Consider the following 20627-nt stretch of genomic DNA (forward strand, 5'->3'; position numbering starts at 1 on the left):
GTGTAGGGGTGGGCGGGGTCGGCGAACAGTGCGTCGGCCGGGGCCTGTTCGGCGGCCCGGCCGCCGTACATGACCAGCACTTCGTGGGCGACGCGGGCGACGACGCCCAGGTCGTGGGTGATCATCACGACGCCGAGTCCGCGCTCCTGCTGGAGCCGGGCGATCAGTTCCAGGATCTGCGCCTGCACGGTGACGTCCAGGGCGGTGGTCGGTTCGTCGGCGATCAGCAGGTCGGGCTCGCAGGCCAGGGCCATGGCGATCATCGCGCGCTGCCGCATGCCGCCCGAGAACTGGTGCGGGTACTCTCCCGCCCGCCGGCCCGGTTCCGGGATGCCGACCTCGCCGAGCATGTCGACGGCCCGTTTGCGGGCGGCGGCCCGGCCGGCTTTGAAGTGCACCCGGAAGTGCTCGGCGATCTGCTCGCCGACCGTGTAGTAGGGGTGCAGGCTGGAGAGCGGGTCCTGGAAGATCATGGCCATCCGGCGGCCGCGGACCCGGGAGAGCTCCCGCTCGGACAGGGTGGTCAGTTCCTGTCCGGCGAGGGCTACGGAGCCGGCGACCTCGACCGGGCCCCGGTGCAGGCCCATGACGGCGAGCGAGGTGACGGACTTGCCCGAGCCGGATTCGCCGACGATGCCGAGGGTGCGTCCGGCCTCGACGGTGAAGCCGATCGAGTCCACGGCCCGTACCGTCCCGCGCGCGGTGGTGAACGTGACGCGCAGATCGCGTACTTCGAGGAGCGGAGCGGTCATCAGTACCTCACTCTCGGGTCGATGACGGCGTACAGGAGGTCGACCAGGAGGTTGGCGACGACGATGAAGAAGGCGGCGAGCAGGGTCACCCCGAGGACCACGGGCTGGTCGGAGTTGACCAGGGCCCCGTAGAACAGCCTCCCGATGCCCGGGAGTCCGAAGATGGACTCGGTGATGACGGCGCCGGCGAGCAGCCCGCCGAGGTCCATGCCGAAGATGGTGAGGATCGGGGTCATCCCGGAGCGCAGCCCGTGTTTGACGACGACCGTCCGCTCGGGCATGCCCTTGGCGCGGGCGGTGCGGATGTAGGGCTCGGCCATCGCCTCGATCATCGAACCCCGGCTCTGGCGCGCGTACATGGCGGCGTAGAGCAGCGCGAGCGCGGTCCAGGGCAGCAGCAGGTTCGAGGCCCACGCGAAGGGGTTGTCGGTGAAGGCCTGGTAGGTGGGGTAGGGCAGGAGGCCGGCGATGCGGATGACCCCGTAGATGAGCATCACGGAGGTGAAGTACACGGGCAGCGAGGCGGCGGCGACCGCGCCGACCATCAGGGCCTTGTCGGTGGCGGTGTCCTTGCGCAGGGCGGCGGTGACCCCGGCGCCCAGGCCCAGGACCAGCCACAGTACGGCGGCGCCGACGGCGAGGGAGGCGGAGACCGGGAGCCGGTCCATGAGCAGGTCCCACACGGGCAGGGAGTTCTCGTACGAGTAGCCCAGGCACGGGAAGTCGCAGGCGACGGCGTACTGGCCGGTGCCGAGGGTGCGGCCGGTGAAGATGCCGGTCAGGAAGTCGGCGAACTGCCGCCACAGGGGCTGGTCGAGGCCCAGGTACGCCCGTACGTCGGCCAGGCGCTCGGCGCTGCAGGTCTTGCCGCAGGCGGCCGCGGCCGGGTCGGCGGGCAGGACGTAGAAGATGAGGAAGGTGACGGCGGCGATGGCGAGGAGGACGCCCGCGAGGGCGAGCAGCCGGCGGGCGAGGTAGGCGATCACGTGCGGCCGCCCCTCGGGTCGAGGATGTCGCGCAGCGCGTCGCCGAGCAGGGTGAAGGCGAGCACGGCGAGGAAGAGGAAGACGCTGGGGATGACGAAGTACATGGGGTCGGTCTCGTAGTAGGCGACGGACTCGGCGATCATCTGGCCCCAGGAGGGGGTGGGCGGGCGGACGCCGACGCCGAGGTAGCTCAGGGCGGCCTCGGTGCTGATCATCCCGGGGATGAGCAGGGTGGTGTAGGCGATGACGGGGCCCGAGACACCGGGGAGGATGTCGCGGGTCAGGATCCGCCAGGGGCCGGAGCCGCCGACGCGGGCGGCGTCGACGTACTCGCGGTGCTTGAGGGAGAGGGTCTGGCCGCGGACGACGCGGGCGACGCCGGGCCAGCCGAAGACCCCGATGACGGAGGTCATGAGGACGATCCGGTTGACGTCCTTGGCCACGGACAACATCGCGATCATGAAGATCAGTGAGGGGAAGGACATGGTGAGGTCCATGAGCCGGGACAGGACCGCGTCGGTGCGGCCGCCGAAGTAGCCGGCGGCGATTCCGGCGGCTGTGCCGGCGACGACCACGATGGCGGTGGCGGCGAAGGCGATGAGCAGGGAGACCTGTGCGCCGTGGACCACGCGGGCGAACAGGTCGCGGCCGGTGACGGGTTCGACGCCGAGCCAGTGCTCGGGGCTGATCCCGCCGAAGGAGCCGAGGGGCTGGCCGCCGAGGTAGGGGTCGATGGCGGTCTTGTCGAACTCTTCCGGCGACCAGCCGCCGAGCGCGCCCAGCCAGGGGGCGGTCACGGCCATGAGGACGAAGAGCAGGACGACGCAGAGGCTGACGCGGACGGCGGGGCGGCGGCGGAGCTCCCGCCGGGCGAGCTGCCAGGGGCTGCTGCCGGCGGTTGCCGCCGCGGGACCGTCCTTGGCAATGTCGGGGGCCGGGGCCCCGCCCGGGGCCGGGGCCGCCTGGCCGCCGGCACCGGGTGCGGTGGTGGTCATGGTGTCGGGGTTCCGTCGTCCTCAGCCCTGGCTCTTCGACGGGTCCTTGAGGCCGACCGTCGCGTAGTCGATCCCGCCGGTCCACACGGGGTGGCCGAACGCGCCGGCGATGTTGGGGCCGACGAGCAGCGGCTTGCGCTCCAGCAGGACCGGGATGGACGGGGACTTCTTCATGAGCTCCGCGTCCAGGTCGATCCAGGCCTGGTTGGCCTGCTTCGCGTCGGCCATGTTGTTGATCTCGTCGATCCGCTTCATGGTCGCCTCGTCGCGGAACTGGCTGTAGTTGCCCTGGTTGCCCTTGTCCTTGATGGTGCGTCCGTCGAAGACGAAGGGGATCCAGGTGGATCCGGACGGGTAGTCGGGGCACCAGCCGGTGAAGGTCATGTCGGGGGTGGTGGCGAGGTCGCCGATGACGTCGTAGTACGCGCCCGGGTCGACGGTGTCGATGACGACCTCGATGCCCGCGCGGGACAGGCCCTGCTGGATGGCCTCGGCGGCGCCCTTGTCACCGGTGGAGACGGACAGGGAGACCTTGAGCTTCTCCTTGCCGGCGGCCTTCAGCAGTTCCTTGGCCTTGGCCGGGTCGCCGGCCGGGGCGATCTTCAGCGTGTCGGCCTGCTTGCCGCCGGTCAGGGCCGGGGGCAGGTAGGCGGTGGCGATCTCGTTGAGGGCCGGGCCGCCGCCCGCGGTGACCACGGCCTCCTTGTCTACGGCGTACTGCATGGCCTCGCGGACCTTGGGGTCGTCGAAGGGGGCACGGGAGTTGTTCAGGAACAGCATCTCGGTACAGCCCTTGGACTCCGCGATCAGGCGCGCCTTGACGTCCGGCTTGGGCAGCACCTTGGGGGCACTCTCGGGGCGCATGTCGGCGTACTGGACGGTGGAGGCGTCGGCGCCCTCGCCGGCGATGATGCGGTCGTCGATCTGGCCGCCCTTGAGGCCCATGACGACGACGAACTTGTCGGGGTAGGCCTTGCGCACGGTGTCGGTCTTCGCGTCCCAGTGCTCGTTGCGGACCAGGACCAGCTTCTTGTCGCGGTCGTACGACTCGATCTTGTACGGCCCGGAGGAGAACGGGCGGGCGTCGTACTGGGTGCCCTTCTCCTGGGACTGGGGGACGGGCGAGAAGGTGGGCAGGGTGGCGGTCGCGGAGAACTCGGCGACCGGGCGCTTGAGTTCGAAGACGATCGTGCGGTCGTCGGGGGTCTTCACCGAGTCGAGGTGCTGCCCCTGGAGCGGGCCCTTGTAGCCCTCGGTCCCGGCCAGGTACTGGGCCGCGTAGTCGGGGCCGCCGGTGAGGTCGGGGGCGAAGGAGCGCTCGACGTTGTACTTGACGTCCTGGGCTCTGATCGGCGTGCCGTCCTCGTACTTCACGCCCTCCTTGAGGGTGAAGGTCCAGGTGCGGCCGCCGTTGGACGGGGTGCCGAGGTCGGTGGCCAGGTCGGGGACCACCTCGCTGCCGGCCTTGCCGGGCTCGGCCTTGAAGGTGACGAGCGTGCGGTAGAGGAGCCGGGTGGCGAAGTCCATGGTCGGCATGACCCAGTTGCGGGCGGGGTCGAGGTGCGCGAAGTCCTGGTTGGACAGGACGGTGAGGGTGCCGCCCTTGACCGGGCTGCCGCCGAGGATCTTGCCGTCGTTGGCGGCGGCGGGGTTGGACGCGCCGGCCCCCGCGGAGCCCTTCTTGGTGCCGGAGCAGCCCGAGGCGCCGAGTACGAGTGCTGCCACCAGGGCGGTGGCGAGGGCGAGTTGGGTGCGCTTGGTCATGGGTCACTCCAGTGAAGGGCCGCGCTCTAGGATGTGACCGGTAACATAGTAATGTGAAATTGTACTGACAAGGGGTTGGGCGGCCCGTTATCCAGCCGTGTCCAAATACGCCTGTCTGGAGGGCAGTTGGGCCCGGGACGCGACAGGGCCCGCCGTGGCGGGCCCTGTCGGAGCCGAGAGGCCGGGGCTGGAGGCCGGAGGTCGAAGGCTAGGGGCCGGAGGCTAGAGGCCGGAGCCGAGGCCGCCCGGGGTGCGGCCCACCGGTTCGTCGCGGCCCTGGGCCCACAGGGAGCGGACGTGGCCGAGGTGGCGGACCATGCAGGCCTCGGCCGCCGCGGCGTCACCGCTGATCATCAGGTCGAGCAGCTCGATGTGCTCCTCCGCCGAGGAGACCAGCTTTCCGGCCTCGTCCAGGCCCGTCAGGCCGTACAGCCGGGACCGCTTGCGCAGGTCGCCGACGGTCTCGACGAGCCGGTCGTTGCCGGCGAGCCCGAGCAGCGTGAGGTGGAAGCGGCGGTCCGCCTCCAGGTAGCCGATGAGGTTGTGCTCGCGCGCGCTGGTGACGATCTCCTCCGCGATCGGCCGCAGCGCCTCCAGCTGCTCGGTCGTGGCGATCTTCGTGATCCGGCCGATGGTCGGCACTTCGATCATCGTCCGCAGTTCGGTGAACTGGTCCAGGTCGCGCTCGCTGACCTCGGTGATCCGGAAGCCCTTGTTGCGGACCGGCTCGACCAGTCCCTCGCGGGCGAGGTCGAGCATGGCCTCGCGCACCGGGGTGGCCGAGACGCCGAGTTCGGCCGCGAGGCCGGGGGCCGAGTAGACGCTGCCGGGACGCAGCTCACCCGCTATCAGAGCGGCTCGGAGCGCGTGGCCGACCTGGTCGCGGAGCCGTTCCTGGGCCTTGATGAGACTGTGCTGCTTCAGGTCACCCATTGCATTTCCTCCGAGACCCCCGAACACCACCGACGCGCAGAGGAACAGCGTACAATGTCACGTTGCGCTGCTCACACTCCGGCGGCCTCGCACAGCGCGACCGCCACGGCAAGATCCTCCCAGGCCATGCCCACGCTCTTGAAGAGCTGTGGACAACTCTGCGCTCCGCCCGCCGGCATCCGCCCTGCGACCAGGTCGGCGAGGGTACCGGTGATGTGGCCGGGCCCGATCGCCCCTTCCGCCTCCGGGACCAGCAGGTCGCCGGCCTCGCGCAGGGCCGCCGCGCGGGATTCCACGTACACGGCCGCGCGTCGCACGAGGGCCGTGTCCGTCTCCCGGGCGGTCGGCTCGTGCGAGCCCACGGCGACGACGGTGGCGCCCGACCCGACGAGGCGCCCGTCGAAGAGCGGTTCCCGGGCCGTGGTGCAGCAGATGACCAGATCGGCGTCGGTCACCGCCTTCGGGGTGCCCGTCCGGGCGGGCAGCCCCAGGCCGCGGGCGTGCGCGGCGAGCCGCTCCCCGCTCGCCGGGTCGCGGGCGACCACCACCACCTCGGCCAGCTCCCTGACCGACAGGGCCGCTTCCAGATGCCCGTACGCCTGCGGTCCCGAGCCGAAGAGCACCAGCCGCAGCGGGCGCCCGGCCGGAGCCAGGTGGCGCAGCGCGAGGGCGGAGACGGCCGGCGTGCGCAGGGTGGTGAGGGCCGCGCCGTCGAGCAGGGCCAGCGGGCGCAGGGTGGGCCCGTCCAGCAGCAGGTAGGAGCCGGTGATCCGGGGCAGCCCGCGGGCCGGGTTGCCCGGCGCCACCCCTGCGATCTTCACGCCGGCGTACGAGCCGGACGCGGCCGGCATCAGCAGCAGTTCGCCCCCGCCCGGTACGGCGAGCGCGGTGCGCCGCGGGCAGCTCTCCGGGTCGAGGCCGCCGCGCAGGGCGGCGGCCAGGGCCTCGGTCGCCGCTGCCGGGGTGAGCAGGGCGGCCATCTCCCCAGCGCCGAAGTGCCGCAGGCCGCTCGAGGCGGGCCCCTTCACAGCGAGAACCCGCTGCCGAGGGCGTCGTGCGGGTCGAGCACGAAGGCGTGTTCGCCGGTGCGGTAGGCGGTGCCGGTGATCTCGGTGACCCCGCCGTCCAGCATCCGCCCGGTGAACATCGTGCCGGTGACCGACTCGTTCAGCAGGTCCTCGCCGGGGCCGAGCCGCCCGTCCTCCGCGAGCAGCGCGAGCCGCGTCGAGGTGCCGGATCCGCAGGGCGAGCGGTCGATCTGCCCGTCGGCGAACACGGTGACGTTGCGCTGGTGCGGCCCGAAGGGAGTGTCCGGGAGCTCCTCGTGGAGGATCACCCCGTACACCCCGGACAGCAGCGGGCCGTCGGGGTGCCAGGTGGCGGGGTGCGCGGCGAGCGCGGCCCGGATCTCCCGGCCGGCCCGCACCAGGGCGGGCAGGGAGGCCCGGGAGACGTCCAGGCCGAGGTCGCGGGCGCGGACGGAGGCGTAACAGGCCCCGGCGTGCGCGATGTCCACCTCGGCGAGTCCGAGGGTGGTGGCGACGGGGACCTTGCGGGCGCCCACCCGGGCCGGCACGTTGCGGAAGGTGACCCCGGTGGTGCGGCCGCCGTCCCGGTGCACGGTCGCGGTGACCCGCCCGGACGGTACGTCGATGCGCACCTGGGCGTCGCCGTGGTCCGGGGCGGCGACCCGGCCGGTGTCCACGGCCCAGGCTCCGAGGGCCATGGCGCCGTGGCCGCACGCGGTGGAGTAGCCGTCCTTGTGCCAGAACAGCACGCCGAAGTGGGCCCCGTCGTCGTCGGCAGGCACCACGAACCCCCCGTACATCCCGGCGTGTCCGCGCGGCTCCTGCACGAGCAGGCGCCGTACGTCGTCCAGCGCGCCCCGGCGCGGAGCGGTCCCGGAGCCTCCCGGGCCGATGGCGGTGGCGCAGCGCTCGGCAACGGTGTCACCGGGCACGGCCAGGCCCTCCGCGCCGCAGTCGACGATCCGGAAGGCCTCGCCGGCGGTGTGGTAGTCCACCGTTCGGACGGTGATCACAGCAGGAAGCCTCCGGGGAAGGGGTCGGCCGGGTCGAGGAAGTACTGGGCGGTGCCGGTGATCCAGGCCCGGCCGGTGACCGTGGGCACCACCGCCGGGAGCCCGCCGACGGTGGTCTCCCCGACCAGCCGGCCCGTGAACTCGGTGCCGATGAAGGACTCGTTGACGAAGTCCGTGCCGAGGTCCAGGAGTCCGCGGGCGTGCAGCTGGGCCATGCGCGCGCTGGTGCCCGTACCGCAGGGCGAGCGGTCGAACCAGCCGGGGTGGATGGCCATGGCGTGCCGGGAGCGGCGTGCGTCGGAGCCGGGGGCGGCGAGGTAGACGTGCTTGACCCCGGCGATGGAGGGGTTCTCGGGGTGGACGGGCCGGTCGTCGCCCGCGTTGATCGCGTCCATGACGGCGAGTCCGGCGGCGAGCAGGTCGTCCTTGCGGGCGCGGTCGAAGGGGAGGCCGAGGGCCTCGAGTTCGACGAAGGCGTAGAAGTTGCCGCCGTAGGCGAGGTCGTAGGTGACCGTGCCGTGGCCGGGGACCTCGGCCTTCAGGTCGAGGCCGACGCTGAAGGAGGGGACGTTGGTGAGGGTGACGGCGGTGGCCGCACCGTCCTCGACGCGGACGTCGACGCTCACCAGTCCGGCGGGGGTGTCGAGCCGGACGGTGGTGACCGGCTCGACGACCGGCACCATGCCGGTCTCGACGAGGACGGTGGCGACACCGATGGTGCCGTGCCCGCACATGGGGAGCAGGCCGGACACCTCGATGTAGAGGACGCCGTAGTCGGCGTCGGGGCGGGTGGGGGGCTGCAGGATGGCGCCGCTCATCGCGGAGTGCCCGCGCGGCTCGTACATGAGCAGGGTGCGGACGTGGTCCGTGTGCTCGATGAAATGGAGCCGCTTCTCGGCCATCGTGGCGCCGGGGATCACCCCGACTCCCCCGGTGATCACCCGGGTCGGCATCCCTTCGGTGTGCGAGTCCACCGCGTGGTAAACGTGGCGCGTACGCATCAGGCGTCCCCTCCAGCTGGTTAGTTGAGGCCCTCGGCGAGGGCCTTCTCGGTGGCGGCGCGGACGGCGGCCTCGGTCTCGCCGGTGAGCGGGAAGCGCGGCGGGCGGGTGGCACCGCCGGGGCGGCCGGCCAGGTCCATGGAGAGCTTGATGGCCTGGACGAACTCGGTCTTGGAGTCCCAGCGCAGCAGGGAGTGCAGGGACTTGTAGAGCGGCAGGGCGGTGGTGAGGTCCCCCGCGACGGCGGCCCGGTAGAGAGTGGCGCAGGACTGGGGCAGGGCGTTGGGGTAGCCGGCGATCCAGCCGACGGCGCCCGCGAGGGCCAGTTCGAGCAGGACGTCGTCGGCGCCGATGAGCAGGTCGAGGCCGGGGGCGAGTTCGGCGATCTCGTAGGCGCGGCGCACGTCCCCGCTGAATTCCTTGACGGCGACGATGGAGCCGTCGGCGTGCAGCCGGGCGAGGAGGGCCGGGGTCAGGTCCACCTTGGTGTCGTACGGGTTGTTGTAGGCGACGACGGGCAGTCCGGCGCGGGCGACCTCGGCGTAGTGGGCGCGCACGGTCTCCTCGTCGGCCCGGAAAGCGTTGGGCGGCAGGAGGAGTACGGAGCCGGCGCCGGCCTCGGCGGCCTGTTCGGCCCAGCGGCGGGCCTCGGCACTGCCGTAGGCGGCGACGCCGGGCATGACGCGGGCGCCGTCCCCGGCGGCTTCGACGGCGGTGCGCACGACCTGTGCGCGCTCCTCGTCGGTGAGGGTCTGGTACTCCCCGAGGGAGCCGTTGGGGACCACGCCGTCGCAGCCGTTGGCGATCAGCCAGGCCACGTGTTCGGCGTAGGCGTCGTAGTCGACGCTGAGGTCCTGGCGCAGCGGGAGCGCCGTGGCGACCATGATGCCGTGCCAGGGGCGGGTGCGGGTGCGGGGCGCGGGGGTGTGCGCGTGGGTCATGAGAGGGCTCCCTAGAGTGGTGTGTGACATTTTACTAGCGGGTGCGGGATGGCCACAAGGGCCGGGGCGCCCCGATCAGCGGTCCGCGGGCGGAAGTTCGGCGAGCCGGCGCAACGGGACCGGGCAGGACAGCGGCCGCCTGTCGGCCGGCTGCTCCTCCCCGGCGAGGGCGGCGACGGCCGGGCCGCACATCCGGCCCTGGCACCAGCCCATGCCCGCCCGGGTCAGGAGCTTGACGGTACGGGCGTCGCGCGCGCCGAGGTCCTCGGCCGCCTCCCGGATCCGGCCGGCCGGGACCTCCTCGCAGCGGCACACGACGGCGTCGTCGCGCACCCAGCCGGTCCAGCCCGCGCCCGGCCGGTGGGCGGCGGCCATCGCGTCGGCGAAGGCGCGCAGCCGCGCGCGGCGGCGGGTGAGCCGGGGGCCGCACGGCACGCCCGCGATGGAGTGGGCCGCCAGTTCACCCTCGGCCATGGCCAGTTGGGCGCCGCCGATGCCGCCGGTCTCGCCCGCCGACCAGATGCCGGGGACGGAGGTCCGCTGTTCGGCGTCGAGGACGAGGGCGACGGTGCCGTCGGGGCTGCGCCGGGTGGCGCAGCCGAGGCCGGTGGCGAGTTCGAGCTGGGGGACGAGCCCGTGGCCGACGGCGAGGGCGTCGCAGGGGATCCGGCGGGCGGTACCGGGCAGCGGGCGCCACTCCCGGTCGAGCCGGGCCACGGTGACGGCCTCGACCCGGTCGGTGCCGTGGGCCTCGGTGACGGCGTGCCGGGTGAGCAGCCGCACGTGGTGGCGGGCCAGCGCCCCGCCGTAGCCGGCGGCCTCCACGAGCTTGCCGGGGTTGCGCAGCAGGACGGGGATCCGGCCGGCGTACGCGGTGTAGGCGGCGGCCTCCACCACGGCGGGCACGGTGGCTCCGGCGGCGGCGAGGGACCCGGCCACGGCGAGCAGCAGCGGCCCGCTCCCGGCGACGACCACCCGCTTGCCCGGCAGGACCAGCCCGGCCTTGAGCATGGCCTGCGCCCCGCCGGCCCCGACCACGCCGGGCAGGGTCCAGCCGGGGAAGGGCAGTTGCCGCTCGTGGGCCCCGGTGGCGATGAGCACGGCCGAGGCGTCGACCGAGGCCGCCGCCTCCTCGGGCCCGGCCACGGCGTGCAGGGTCCAGTCCGTGGCGGGCGCGGCCGCCCTGCCCGGGACGACCGTCCACACGTGGTGGAGCGGGAGGTAAGTGATCCGGCCGGCCGATTCGTGCGCGCGCAGGGCGGCTTCACGGGTCGCGAACTCGGCCCAGCCGTGGTGCAGGGCCTCCGGGCGAGCCGCGCCCAGGCCCGGGGCGGGGTGGCGGTAGTACTGCCCGCCGGGGCGCTCCCCCGCGTCGAGCAGGGCGACCCGCAGCCCGAGCCCGGCGGCCGTGACGGCCGCAGCCAGCCCGGCCGGGCCGGCCCCGACGACGGCGAGGTCGAAACCGTGGGCGCCGGCACTCGCGGCAGGAGCAGCGGCGGAAGCGGCGGCCGAGCTCGCGGCGGGACCGGACGTGCGCGCGGCAGGAGCAACGGCAGGGCTGTCGGAGGCAGCGGCGGGGCCGGCCGGGCCGGAGCCGACGACCGCGAGATCGGCACGGGCGGGCGCGGGCCCGGAAGCGGACCCGGCGGCGGGCACCTGCACGGCGACAGGCAGCGGCACGGGCACAGCGGCAGGCGCGGACCCCGCGGCAAGCACCGGCCCGGCGGCAGGGGCCGGCAGGTCTGCGAGATGCGCGCGGCCCGCGCGACCGGCGGGTTCAGACGGCGAGGTCGGCATGACCGGTTCCCTCCTGGGTGGTGACGGTGTCCCCCGGCCGGGCCGGGACCAGGCAGGCGCGCTGGTTCGGGCGGCCGTTGACGGTGACGAGGCAGTCGTAGCAGCTGCCGATCCCGCAGAACGCGCCACGCGGGGCGCCCCCCTCGCGGGTGGTCCGCCAGGCCAGGATCCCGGCGCCCCAGAGCACCGCGGCGATGCTCTGGCCGGGCAGGGCGGGCAGGTCCCGCCCGTCGAAGGTGATCTCGTGCGCGGCCGCCGGGGTGCCGCCGACCAGGGAGCGGGGGCTGCGCATCAGGAGGGCTCCTCGGGGGTGTCGGCGGGGGTGTCGGCGGCGCCCGCGTCCGTACCGAAGCGGTCCGGGCGGAACGGGTGTGCGGGCAGCGGCGGTTCGGCCCCCGTCAGGGCGGCGGCGATCAGCAGCCCGGTGGCGGGGGCCAGGCCGATGCCCGCCCCCTCGTGGCCGCAGGCGTGCAGCAGCCCGGGGCGGCGGGGGTCCTGGCCGATCGCCGGGAGGTGGTCCGGGAGGTAGGGGCGGAAGCCGTGGTAGGTGCGCAGGACCCGGACGTCGGCCAGCACCGGGAAGAGCGCCGCCGCCTGCGCGGCCAGGCGGCGCAGGGCCTCCGTCGAGAGGGAGCGGTCGAAGCCGACCCGCTCCCGGGTGGCGCCGATCAGGACGGGGCCGGACGGGGTGCCCTCGACCACGGCCGAGGACTGCAGGGCGGCGGAGCCGCTGGCGACGTCCGCGATGTAGTCGGCGGCGTAGACCTTGTGCCGGACCACCCGCGGGAGCGGCTCGGTCACCAGGACGAAGCCGCGGCGCGGGAGGACGGGCAGGGCGACCCCGGCCAGCGAGGCGATGTGGCCGCCCCAGGTGCCGGCCGCGTTCACCACGGCCGGGGCCAGGAGTTCGCGGCGCGGGGTGCTGACCCCTCGTACGGCACCCCGGTCCAGCAGTACGCCCGTCACCTCCTCGCCGAGGTACACCTCGGCTCCGGACGCGGCCAGCAGCCGCGCTGCCGCCTGGGCCGGCTGGACCTGGGCGTCCTGCGGGTAGTGGAACCCGCCCGCCAGGCCCGGGGCCAGGTGCGGCTCCAATTCGTGCAGGGCGTCGGCGGGCACCTCGACCGCGTCGACCCCGGCCTTGCGCTGGCCCTCGGCGAAGCTCCGCAGGGCCTGCACGGTGGTCTCGTCCGGGGCGACGACGAGCCCGCCCTTGGGCTCGTGCTCGATCGCGCGCGGGAGGACCGCGGCGAGTTCGGTCCAGAGCCGGGTGGAGAGGAGGGCGAGGTCGAGTTCCGGTCCCGCCTCCTTGTCGGAGACGAGCAGGTTGCCTTCGCCGGCGCCGGTCGTGCCGCCCGCGACGGGTCCGCGGTCGACCACGGCCACGGAGAGCCCGGCGCGGGCCGCGTAGTACGCGCAGGCCGCCCCGACGACGCCGGCGCCGATGATCACGGCGTCCAGGGAGTGTCTCTTGAGCACGACAGTAATATGTCACATTCTTTAGTGCCTGCCCAGACCGGTCCTGCACCCTCCTCAGGCGCAGGACCGGTCCGGTGCCGGGTCAGCTGCGGAGCGGTCCCTCACAGCTGTAACTCGTGCTCCCCGCCTTTTTGTTGCTCCAGATCTCCAGCGGACCGAAGGAGCAGTTCATGTCGGCGAGGTTGTTGGAGGCCGCGCCCGCCCGGTCGAGGATGAAGTAGTCGACCGTTTCCGACACGTCCTTGAAGTTCTGGTCGTCGCTGCGCCAGTTCTTCAGGTTCGCGGTGATCCGGCCGGTACAGGTGAACCGGCGCTTGCCGGGGTCGCCGTTCTCCACGCAGTCCGGGGTGTTGTAGGTGGCCGTGGCGAAGGACGACTTCACCGACGCGAGCGCCGAGTCGCGCAGCCGGTCGTTCGGGGTGAAGGAGGTGTTCGGCACGTAGAGCTGGTCGACCTTGGCGATCTGCGCGTCCAGGAAGCGGTCGTAGTCGCGCTGGAGGTAGGCGTCCGATCCCAGCCGGTGGCGCCAGGCGTCGTACGCCGCCACGTCGTCGTTCCGCAGGTGGGTGTACATCTCGCGCAGCAGGGAGGGCTTCTCGGTCCAGAGGAACTCGAAGAAGGTGCCGGCGTAGCTGTAGAAGCGGAAGCCGTCGCCGTCGTAGGTGGCGTTCAGCAGCTGCTCGACGCTCATGCGCGGGCCGCCGCCGGAGGTGTCGTTGATGATGCTCTTGACGAGGGACTTGCGGACGGCGATGCCGTTGTCGCGGGTGGCGCCGTCGAAGAACTCGGCCGTGCCCTCGTCCATGGCGGTCGTGCGGTCGCCCTCGTACCAGGGGCCCTCGCCGAAGAAGCCGGGGACGGCGTAGCGGCCGTTGAGGTAGTGCGTGTACTCGTGGCGGAAGAGCTCCTCGAGGGTGAGGGAGGAGTCCTGCGGGACGCGGCGCTGGTAGGTGTAGAAGGTGGCGCCGTTCTCGATGTAGATGCCGCCGTTCTCGGTGCCGTAGCCGGTCAGGATCGGGTGGTAGTTCACGTAGTCGGCGCGGGAGGCGTAGAGCACGATGTTCAGCGTGGTGTTGGGGTCGCCCGCGAGCGGCTGCTCGGTGCCGAGCACGCGGTGGTACTGGGACTTGACCTGCTTGCTCGCGTAGTAGAGCTGGTCGACGGTGGCCCGGTCCAGGGCGGTGCGGACCTTGATGGCGCCGTTGTCGTAGGAGTAGGTGTAGGGGAAGAGCTGCTTCTCGATGTCCTCCTTGCACACCCCGTACGGCTTGCAGGCCTCGTAGAAGTTGAGCCAGGAGACCAGCTTGGCCCACTGCTCGCTGCCGTCGCCGAAGCCGGCCTTGACGGGCCCCAGCAGTGCGCCGAGGTCGGCGACGACCTGGTCCCGGAGGCCGTCGACCTGCCCGAAGCGGGCGTACTCGCTGAGCGCGTCGCGCGCCACCCAGGCGTTGGCCGTGCCCTTGAGGTGCGTGTACGTCGAGAAGGCCTTGAAGGCGGCGCGGTAGGAGGCGTCGCCCGCCACGGCGGAGTGGAAGGCGGTGTCCTGGTTGCCGGGGTAGACGCCGAGGTAGCTGACGGAGAGGGCGGCGAGCGCCGCACCCGCCCAGGTCGCGTCGTGGTGGGTGGCCGGGTGGGCCGGGTCCATGGTGGCCAGGACCTTCTTGATGAGGCCGAGCTGGTGCTGGCGCAGGCCGGGCGCGCTGGCCGCGTAGAGGGCCTCGCGCAGGGTGCGGGCGTTGGTGGGCGTCACGTCGAAGGTGCGGGCGGCGTTGCCGAAGTCCGCGATGGCCCGGCGCATGGCGTCGACGGTCGGGGCGTCGGTGACGTCGATCTCGGAGCGCGAGTAGTCGTGGTAGGCGACCGCGTGCAGGTAGGTGAACATCTCCTCCAGGTGGGAGGAGTTGCGGCCGTCGTGGGCGGCGGCCAGGGCGGATATCCGGCGGGAGACGGCCTGGACGTGCGCGTCCGACATCACCGGGGCCAGGCGGGCGTCCCAGGTCCAGATGAGGCCGCGCAGGCACCCGTCGGCGAGGACGGCCTGGTCGCCGAGGAAGTCGGCGAACTGCTCCGGAGTGAGGTTCGCGATCCCGTCGAGGGTGCAGGGGACGCCGGCGGCGACGCTCTTGGCGGTGGGGGCCGCCTTGGCCGTCCTGCCGCGCTTCTGCAGGTCGTCGGCGGGCGCGGAGGCGGCCGTCGCGGCGCCGGGGACCTGGCCGGTGATGGCCTGTCCACCCGGGGCCGGGGCGGGCGCGGGGGTGTTGTCCTTCGCGTGGGCGAGACGGTCGACCTCGTCGAACGGGTTCCCCGTGGGGCCGGAGGCGGGAGCGGCCTGGGCGCCCGCGAAGGCGGCCGGGGCAGGGGCCTGCGGCGCGGCGGCCTGCGTGGTTGCCTGGCCCGCGGTGGCGAGGAGGGTCACGGCCACGGCGGAGGCGAGGAGGGAAGAGCGCACTGCTCTGTGCTGGAACACCGAGAACTCCTGTGTGGAGAGGGTGAGGTGGGGGGTGGTGCGTGAACGGTCCTGAGTTCGTCTGTTCTGGGCCAACTGCCCTGGGTCACACGGCGTTTGACGGGGGTTAACGTGCCGCGGTGTGAGCTGTAACATAGTAATGTGAAATTGCACTGACAAGACCTGTGCGCCCACCAGTTCGCATCTTTCTTGAAGGAGCCTCGTGACCGAGAACCCCGCCCCCCTCAACACGGGCAGTCACGACCGCCCGGTATCCGCGGAGTTGTCCCGCTTCATGGCGGGCGACTGGGCCGCTTCCCCGCTCCCCGCCTCCGCGCGCGTCCCGGCCCACGCCGTCACCCCGGCCCGCCGGGCACGCCTCTCGGCCCGCTTCCCCGGCGAGCGGCTGATCGTCCCGGCCGGCGAACTGAAGGTCCGCTCCAACGACTGCGACCACCGCTTCCGCCCGCACAGCGCGTACGCCTGGCTGACGGGCCTCACGGGCGAGGACCAGGCCGGACACGTCCTGGTCCTGGAGCCCTCGGGCCCGCACGCGCACGAGGCGGTGCTCTACCTGCGGCCGCGCTCGCCCCGGGCGGACGGGAACGAGGAGTTCTTCCGGGACCGCCGGTACGGGGAGTTCTGGGTGGGCCGCCGGCCGGACCTCGCGGAGGCGCAGAGCCTCACCGGCATCCGCTGCGCGCACCTGGACGAGCTGGGGTCACCGGCCGGCCGCAACGCGGCCTCCGACGCGGAACTGGCTTCCGCGCTGTCGGAGTTGCGCCTGGTGAAGGACGCGTGGGAGGTCGAGCAGCTCCAGCTGGCCGTCGACCACACCACGGCGGGCTTCGAGGACGTCGTACGGGCCCTGCCGCGCGCGCTGGCCCATCCGCGCGGGGAGCGGTGGATCGAGGGCGTCTTCGGCCTGCGCGCGCGGGCCGAGGGCAACGGCACCGGGTACGAGACGATCGCGGCCTCCGGCGCCCACGCCTGCACGCTGCACTGGATCCGCAACGACGGCCGACTGAACGGGGACGAGCTGCTCCTGCTGGACGCGGGCGTGGAGACGGACACCCTCTACACGGCGGACATCACCCGCACCCTCCCGCTGTCGGGCCGCTTCTCCCCCGTCCAGCGGCAGGTCTACGAGCTGGTCCTGGCCGCCCAGGAGGCGGGCATGGCGGCGCTGCGCCCGGGCGCGAGCTTCGGGGACTTCCACCGGGCCGGCATGCGGGTGATCGCGGAGGGCCTGGCGGAGTGGGGCGTCCTGAAGGACGCGGAGGGCGACCTGCACCGGCGGTACACGCTGTGCAGCAGCGGGCACATGCTGGGGCTGGACGTGCACGACTGCGCGAAGGCGCGGGCGGAGACCTACCTGGACGGCGTCCTGGAGGAGGGCCAGGTCCTCACCGTGGAGCCGGGCCTGTACCTCCAGCCCGACGACGAGACCCTCCCGGCGGAGCTGCGGGGCATCGGGATCCGCATCGAGGACGACCTGGTCGTCACGGCGGACGGCGCCCGCCTGATGTCGGGCGCGCTGCCGCGCACCGTCGCCGGGATAGAGGAGTGGATGGGCGGCCTGCTGGAGGGCCAGTACTCCAGCTGAGGTTCGGGATTTGTCACAGGGATGTTGCCCGTCGTCGCTGGTAGTGGCATCGCTGGGCAACATCCCTATGACACGTATCGAACCTCGGCTGGAGTACCAGGCCGTCCCTGCCGTCTTCGGACCGGGCGGCGGTCAGACGGAGCGGGCGGCCGGTCGGCACTCCGAGTCCAACCAGGCTCCGGCGGGCCGGATCTCGTACGGATCCGCCCGGGAAGCCCGTCGCCCACGACCCGTCAGGTGCCGCCGCCCGGGAGCGCGGCCCGGGGGGCCGTCAGGCAGGCCGTGAGCTCCTCGACGAAGGCCTCCAGGTGGGGCGGGCGCGGCCCGGTCCGAGTGGCGCAGAACCAGGTGCGGGTCAGCGGCTGCGCGCCGATCCGCACGAGGGCGAGGCCGTGCGAGGCGACGTACGGGGCGGCCACCCAGTTGGGCAGGACCGTCACCCCCTGGCCGCCCGCGACCATCTCGACGACCAGTTCGGTGACCACCGGCATGGTGGTGATCCGGCCGGGCCGGGCCCCCGGCGGGATCGGCAGCGGCGTCGAGGGGATGCGGCTCTGGTCGTAGCCGTCGTAGAGGACCATGTCGACGCCGTCGAAGTCACGGGCGGTCAGGTGCGCCCGCGCGGCCCACGGGTGTCCGGCGGGCACCACGGCCATCATCTCGTCGTCGAACAGCTTGGTGAGGGAGACCCTGTCCACCTGCAGATCCGGCTTGGTGACCAGCGCGACGTCGACGAGGTCGGCGAGCAGCGCCGGCACCGGCGCGTCGTCGGGGACGGTCTCCAGGCGTACGTCGATGTCCGGCTCGCGCTCGCGGAAGGCGCGCAGTACGGGCGGCAGCCAGGGGAAGGTCGTGCTGCACTGCGCGGTGAAGCGCACCCGCCGGTCGCGCCCGTCGCGGATCTCCCTCAGGTCCCGGGAGGCCGAGGCCAGTTCGCCGAGGACCTGGCGGGCCGCCACGAGCATCCGGCGGCCGGCTGCGGTGGGGACCAGGCGGCGGCCCTTGCGGTCGAAGAGGGGCATGCCCAGGCGGGCCTCCAGGCGGGTGAGCCGCTGGCTGAGCGCCGGCTGGCTCACGTAGAGCCGCTCGGCGGCCGCGGTCAGCGAGCCGGCCTCGGCCGTGGCGTCCAGGAGCTCCAGGTCACGCAGATCCACATCCATAACGTGGGATTATGACATGCTCCATTTTACGTCGTGGTGTTATGGGTTGATGGTTCGTAGGTTTCTGGTGTCAGCAAGACGGACCCCTCGCCCCGGGAGGCACACACACCATGAACGCCAACACCAACGCCACCACCATCACCGCTCTCGTCACCGGCTCCTCCAGCGGCATCGGGCTGGACATCGCCCGCGCCTTCCTGGCGAGCGGCGCCAACGTCGTCCTCAACGGCCGGAACTCCGACCGCCTCGCCAAGGCCGCCGCCGGTCTCGGACACCCGGAGCGGACCGCCTGGGTCGCGGGCGCCATCGCCGAACCGGAGACCGGCGAGGCGCTCGTCCGCACCGCGCTCGACCGGTTCGGCGGGATCGACGTCCTCGTGAACAACGCGGGCACCTTCGCCTCCAAGCCCTTCACCGAGGTCACCGAGGCCGAGCTCGACGGATTCCTGACGGGCAACCTCAAAGGGACCTACCTCACCACGCAGGCCGTGGTGCGGGCGCTGCGCGCCCAGGGCCGCGGCGGCAGCATCGTCAACATCGGCACCGTCCTGGTGGACCACGCGCTGGCCGGCTTCCCGGCCTCCGCACCCGTGGTCAGCAAGGCCGGGGTGCACGCGCTGACGACCAGCCTGGCCGCCGAGCTCGCCGCCGACGGGATCCGCGTCAACCTCGTGTCGCCCGGCATCATCCGCACCCCGCTCCACGCGGGCTCCGATGTGGACTCCTTCGGCGGACTCGCCCTGCTGAACCGGGTCGGCGAGGCCCCCGAGGTCGCCGACGCCGTGCTCTACCTCGCGGGCGCCACGTTCGTCACCGGCCACGCCCTGCGCGTGGACGGCGGCCACGTGACCGGCCGCGCCGCCTGAGCCCCGCCTGCCCGCCCGCCCACTCCCCTCTCACCGGAAGGACATACACCGCCATGCCGTACGTCAACGTCAAGATCACCCGTGAGGGCGCCACCGCCGCCCAGAAGGCCGAGATCATCGCCGGTGTGACCGACCTGCTGGTCAGGGTCCTCGACAAGGACCCGGCCACCACCTTCGTCCTCATCGACGAGGTCGACCTGGAGGACTGGGGCGTCGGCGGCGTCCCGACCGAGGAGTACCGCCGGACCCGTGCGCGGAGCTGAGCGTGACGGGCCCCGCTCCCCTTCGGCGGTCACGGCAGGACCGCGACCCCGTCGAGTTCGACCTGGGCCCGGTCGTCCCAGAGGCGGACCACGCCGATGACGGCCATCGCCGGGTAGTCGCGGCCCGCCAGCCGGCGCCAGATGCGGCCCAGTTCGGCCGAGCACTCGCGGTACGCCGCCACGTCCACGGCGTACACCGTCACCCTGGCCAGGTCCCTCGCGGCGCCGCCCGCCGCCGCGAGGGCGGCCAGGAGGTTGGTCAGGGCCACCTCGAACTGCTCCGGCAGGGTCTCCCCCACCACCTTGCCCGAGCCGTCCAGGGCGGTCTGGCCGGCCAGGAAGACGAGCCGGGACCCGGTGGCGGCGACCGCGTGCGAGAAGCCCGTCGCGGGCGACAGTTCCGGCGGGTTGATCCGTTCCGGGCTCATCCGGCCGCCACCTCCCCGGGCAGCGTCCCGTACAGCTCCTTCGCGATGATCGTGCGCTGCACCTCGCTCGCCCCCTCGTAGATCCTCGGCGCCCGCACCTCCCGGTAGAGGTGCTCCAGCAGGTGGCCCCGCCGCAGGGCGACCGCCCCGTGCAGCTGGACCGCGTGGTCGACCACGTACTGGGCCGTCTCCGTGGCCAGCAGTTTCGCCATGGCCGCCCGGCGCGGAACGTCCGCGGCGCCCCGGTCGTAGGCCCCGGCGGCCGCGTACACGAGCAGCCGGGCCGCCTCCGTGCGGGTGGCCATCTCGGCGACCCGGTGCGCCACCGCCTGGAGGTCGCTCAGCGTCCCGCCGAACGCCGCCCGCCCCGCCGTGTACGCCAGCGTCGCGTCGAGCGCGGCCCTGGCCATGCCCACCGCGAAGGCGCCGACGCTCGGCCGGAAGAGGTTCAGGGTGTCCATCGCGACGCGGAAGCCCCGCCCGGGTTCACCGAGCAGGTCCCGCGGGCCGACCGGGACGGCGTCGAAGGTGAGGGAGCCGATCGGGTGCGGGGACAGCATGTCCAGCGGTTCGCCGGAGAGTCCGGGACGGTCGGCCGGGACGAGGAAGGCCGAGACGCCCCTCGCCCCCGGTCCTTCACCCGTCCGGGCGAACACCGTGTAGAAATCTGCTTCCGGGGCGTTGGAGATCCAGCACTTCTCCCCGCTGAGCCGCCAGCCGCCCCGCGCGTCCGGGTCGGCCCCGGCCGCGAGCGCCAGCGCCGCCGCGTCCGAGCCGGCGCCCGGCTCGCTCAGTGCGAAGGCCGCCACCGCCCGCCCGGTGCGCACCTGCGGCAGCCAGCGCTCCCGTTGCGCCTCGCTCCCGGCCTTGAGCACCGGGTACGCCCCCAGCCCCTGGAGGGCGAGGGCCGTCTCGGCCTCCGTGCAGCCGTAGGCGAGGGACTCGCGCAGCAGGCAGAGTTCCAGCGCGCCCGAGGCGAACACCCGCTCCAGCAGGCCCAGCTCGCCCAGCGCGGCCAGCAGCGGCCGGTTGACCCTTCCCGGTTCCCCCTTCTCGGCCAGCGGCCTCAGCCGGTCGGCCGCCAGTGCGCGCAACTGCCCGCACCACTCCTCCTGGTCCACCCCGAGCGCGAATCCGGTCATCCGTATGTCCCCGCATCTATCGCGTCC

19 protein-coding genes are annotated in these 20627 nt (G+C 73.2%); 3 read left to right on the forward strand and 16 right to left on the reverse strand.

What is annotated here, in order from left to right; all coding sequences use genetic code 11:
• The 13 genes from PV721_RS19190 to PV721_RS19250 all read right to left on the reverse strand — a co-directional run.
• The coding region (locus tag PV721_RS19190) for an ABC transporter ATP-binding protein (RefSeq protein WP_319725887.1) at positions 1 to 752 on the reverse strand (752 nt) is incomplete at its 3' end.
• The gene (locus PV721_RS19195; RefSeq protein WP_319725890.1) at positions 752 to 1738 is read right to left on the reverse strand and encodes an ABC transporter permease; all 987 of its coding nucleotides are present in this window, start codon (positions 1736 to 1738) and stop codon (positions 752 to 754) included. The genes PV721_RS19195 and PV721_RS19190, both read right to left, overlap by 1 nt.
• Positions 1735 to 2733, reverse strand: a complete 999-nt coding sequence (locus PV721_RS19200; protein ID WP_319725892.1) for an ABC transporter permease — start codon at positions 2731 to 2733, stop codon at positions 1735 to 1737. The genes PV721_RS19195 and PV721_RS19200 overlap by 4 nt, the downstream gene beginning before the upstream one ends.
• A 21-nt stretch (positions 2734 to 2754) precedes the next feature.
• Positions 2755 to 4497, reverse strand: a complete 1743-nt coding sequence (locus PV721_RS19205) for an ABC transporter substrate-binding protein (RefSeq protein WP_319725893.1) — start codon at positions 4495 to 4497, stop codon at positions 2755 to 2757.
• Positions 4498 to 4719: 222 nt separating this feature from the next.
• Entirely contained in the window at positions 4720 to 5430 is a 711-nt protein-coding gene (locus PV721_RS19210) for a GntR family transcriptional regulator (RefSeq protein WP_319725896.1), read from the reverse strand.
• A gap of 71 nt (positions 5431 to 5501) precedes the next feature.
• Positions 5502 to 6410: an ornithine cyclodeaminase family protein gene (locus PV721_RS19215; RefSeq protein WP_319725950.1), complete on the reverse strand. Its 909-nt coding sequence runs from the start codon at positions 6408 to 6410 to the stop codon at positions 5502 to 5504.
• A gap of 44 nt (positions 6411 to 6454) precedes the next feature.
• Entirely contained in the window at positions 6455 to 7471 is a 1017-nt protein-coding gene (locus PV721_RS19220) for a proline racemase family protein (protein WP_319725900.1), read from the reverse strand.
• Positions 7468 to 8472, reverse strand: a complete 1005-nt coding sequence (locus PV721_RS19225; protein WP_319725903.1) for a proline racemase family protein — start codon at positions 8470 to 8472, stop codon at positions 7468 to 7470. Before PV721_RS19225 ends, PV721_RS19220 begins: the two co-directional genes overlap by 4 nt.
• Before the next feature lie 20 nt (positions 8473 to 8492).
• On the reverse strand, positions 8493 to 9413 hold the full coding sequence (locus PV721_RS19230) for a dihydrodipicolinate synthase family protein (RefSeq protein ID WP_319725905.1): 921 nt from the start codon (positions 9411 to 9413) through the stop codon (positions 8493 to 8495).
• Between the two features lie 75 nt (positions 9414 to 9488).
• On the reverse strand, positions 9489 to 11093 hold the full coding sequence (locus tag PV721_RS19235; protein WP_319725908.1) for an NAD(P)/FAD-dependent oxidoreductase: 1605 nt from the start codon (positions 11091 to 11093) through the stop codon (positions 9489 to 9491).
• A 97-nt stretch (positions 11094 to 11190) separates the two neighbouring features.
• Positions 11191 to 11502: a (2Fe-2S)-binding protein gene (locus tag PV721_RS19240; protein ID WP_319725911.1), complete on the reverse strand. Its 312-nt coding sequence runs from the start codon at positions 11500 to 11502 to the stop codon at positions 11191 to 11193.
• Positions 11502 to 12689 (reverse strand): FAD-binding oxidoreductase, encoded by a 1188-nt coding sequence (locus tag PV721_RS19245; protein ID WP_319725914.1) that lies wholly within the window; start codon positions 12687 to 12689, stop codon positions 11502 to 11504. The genes PV721_RS19240 and PV721_RS19245 overlap by 1 nt, the downstream gene beginning before the upstream one ends.
• Before the next feature lie 82 nt (positions 12690 to 12771).
• Positions 12772 to 15156 (reverse strand): collagenase, encoded by a 2385-nt coding sequence (locus PV721_RS19250; RefSeq protein WP_319725917.1) that lies wholly within the window; start codon positions 15154 to 15156, stop codon positions 12772 to 12774.
• Between the two features lie 202 nt (positions 15157 to 15358).
• Between PV721_RS19250 and PV721_RS19255 the strand changes: the two genes are divergently transcribed.
• Complete coding sequence (locus PV721_RS19255) at positions 15359 to 16741, forward strand: aminopeptidase P family protein (protein ID WP_319725919.1); 1383 nt, start codon at positions 15359 to 15361, stop codon at positions 16739 to 16741.
• Between the two features lie 233 nt (positions 16742 to 16974).
• Here the strand turns inward: PV721_RS19255 and PV721_RS19260 are convergent, their stop codons facing one another.
• Positions 16975 to 17901 carry a LysR family transcriptional regulator gene (locus tag PV721_RS19260; protein WP_319725921.1) on the reverse strand — a complete coding sequence of 309 codons (927 nt, stop codon included), beginning with the start codon at positions 17899 to 17901 and terminating at the stop codon, positions 16975 to 16977.
• A gap of 110 nt (positions 17902 to 18011) precedes the next feature.
• Here PV721_RS19260 and PV721_RS19265 point away from each other — a divergent pair, with 110 nt between their 5' ends.
• Both PV721_RS19265 and PV721_RS19270 read left to right on the forward strand, forming a co-directional pair.
• Positions 18012 to 18767 (forward strand): SDR family NAD(P)-dependent oxidoreductase, encoded by a 756-nt coding sequence (locus PV721_RS19265; protein WP_319725923.1) that lies wholly within the window; start codon positions 18012 to 18014, stop codon positions 18765 to 18767.
• Between the two features lie 53 nt (positions 18768 to 18820).
• Positions 18821 to 19030: a 4-oxalocrotonate tautomerase family protein gene (locus tag PV721_RS19270; protein ID WP_319725926.1), complete on the forward strand. Its 210-nt coding sequence runs from the start codon at positions 18821 to 18823 to the stop codon at positions 19028 to 19030.
• Positions 19031 to 19059: 29 nt separating this feature from the next.
• On the opposite strand, the gene PV721_RS19275 is transcribed toward PV721_RS19270, so the two are convergent.
• Together PV721_RS19275 and PV721_RS19280 are read right to left on the reverse strand one after the other, a co-directional pair.
• Positions 19060 to 19458, reverse strand: a complete 399-nt coding sequence (locus PV721_RS19275; RefSeq protein ID WP_319725929.1) for a RidA family protein — start codon at positions 19456 to 19458, stop codon at positions 19060 to 19062.
• Positions 19455 to 20600: an acyl-CoA dehydrogenase family protein gene (locus PV721_RS19280; RefSeq protein ID WP_319725933.1), complete on the reverse strand. Its 1146-nt coding sequence runs from the start codon at positions 20598 to 20600 to the stop codon at positions 19455 to 19457. The genes PV721_RS19275 and PV721_RS19280 overlap by 4 nt, the downstream gene beginning before the upstream one ends.
• Positions 20601 to 20627: the final 27 nt, after the last annotated feature.

Source organism: Streptomyces sp. MB09-01 (assembly GCF_033794505.1).
GTDB lineage: Bacteria > Actinomycetota > Actinomycetes > Streptomycetales > Streptomycetaceae > Streptomyces.

Excerpts from the sequence above, each read along its gene's own strand:
- PV721_RS19240 (WP_319725911.1), bottom strand. The coding sequence starts at position 11,502 with ATGCGCAGCCCCCGCTCCCTGGTCGGCGGCACCCCGGCGGCCGCGCAC.
- PV721_RS19200 (WP_319725892.1), bottom strand. The coding sequence starts at position 2,733 with ATGACCACCACCGCACCCGGTGCCGGCGGCCAGGCGGCCCCGGCCCCG.
- PV721_RS19225 (WP_319725903.1), bottom strand. The coding sequence starts at position 8,472 with ATGCGTACGCGCCACGTTTACCACGCGGTGGACTCGCACACCGAAGGG.
- PV721_RS19265 (WP_319725923.1), top strand. The coding sequence starts at position 18,012 with ATGAACGCCAACACCAACGCCACCACCATCACCGCTCTCGTCACCGGC.
- PV721_RS19260 (WP_319725921.1), bottom strand. The coding sequence starts at position 17,901 with ATGGATGTGGATCTGCGTGACCTGGAGCTCCTGGACGCCACGGCCGAG.
- PV721_RS19230 (WP_319725905.1), bottom strand. The coding sequence starts at position 9,413 with ATGACCCACGCGCACACCCCCGCGCCCCGCACCCGCACCCGCCCCTGG.
- PV721_RS19205 (WP_319725893.1), bottom strand. The coding sequence starts at position 4,497 with ATGACCAAGCGCACCCAACTCGCCCTCGCCACCGCCCTGGTGGCAGCA.
- PV721_RS19275 (WP_319725929.1), bottom strand. The coding sequence starts at position 19,458 with ATGAGCCCGGAACGGATCAACCCGCCGGAACTGTCGCCCGCGACGGGC.
- PV721_RS19280 (WP_319725933.1), bottom strand. The coding sequence starts at position 20,600 with ATGACCGGATTCGCGCTCGGGGTGGACCAGGAGGAGTGGTGCGGGCAG.
- PV721_RS19210 (WP_319725896.1), bottom strand. The coding sequence starts at position 5,430 with ATGGGTGACCTGAAGCAGCACAGTCTCATCAAGGCCCAGGAACGGCTC.
- PV721_RS19215 (WP_319725950.1), bottom strand. The coding sequence starts at position 6,410 with ATGGCCGCCCTGCTCACCCCGGCAGCGGCGACCGAGGCCCTGGCCGCC.
- PV721_RS19270 (WP_319725926.1), top strand. The coding sequence starts at position 18,821 with ATGCCGTACGTCAACGTCAAGATCACCCGTGAGGGCGCCACCGCCGCC.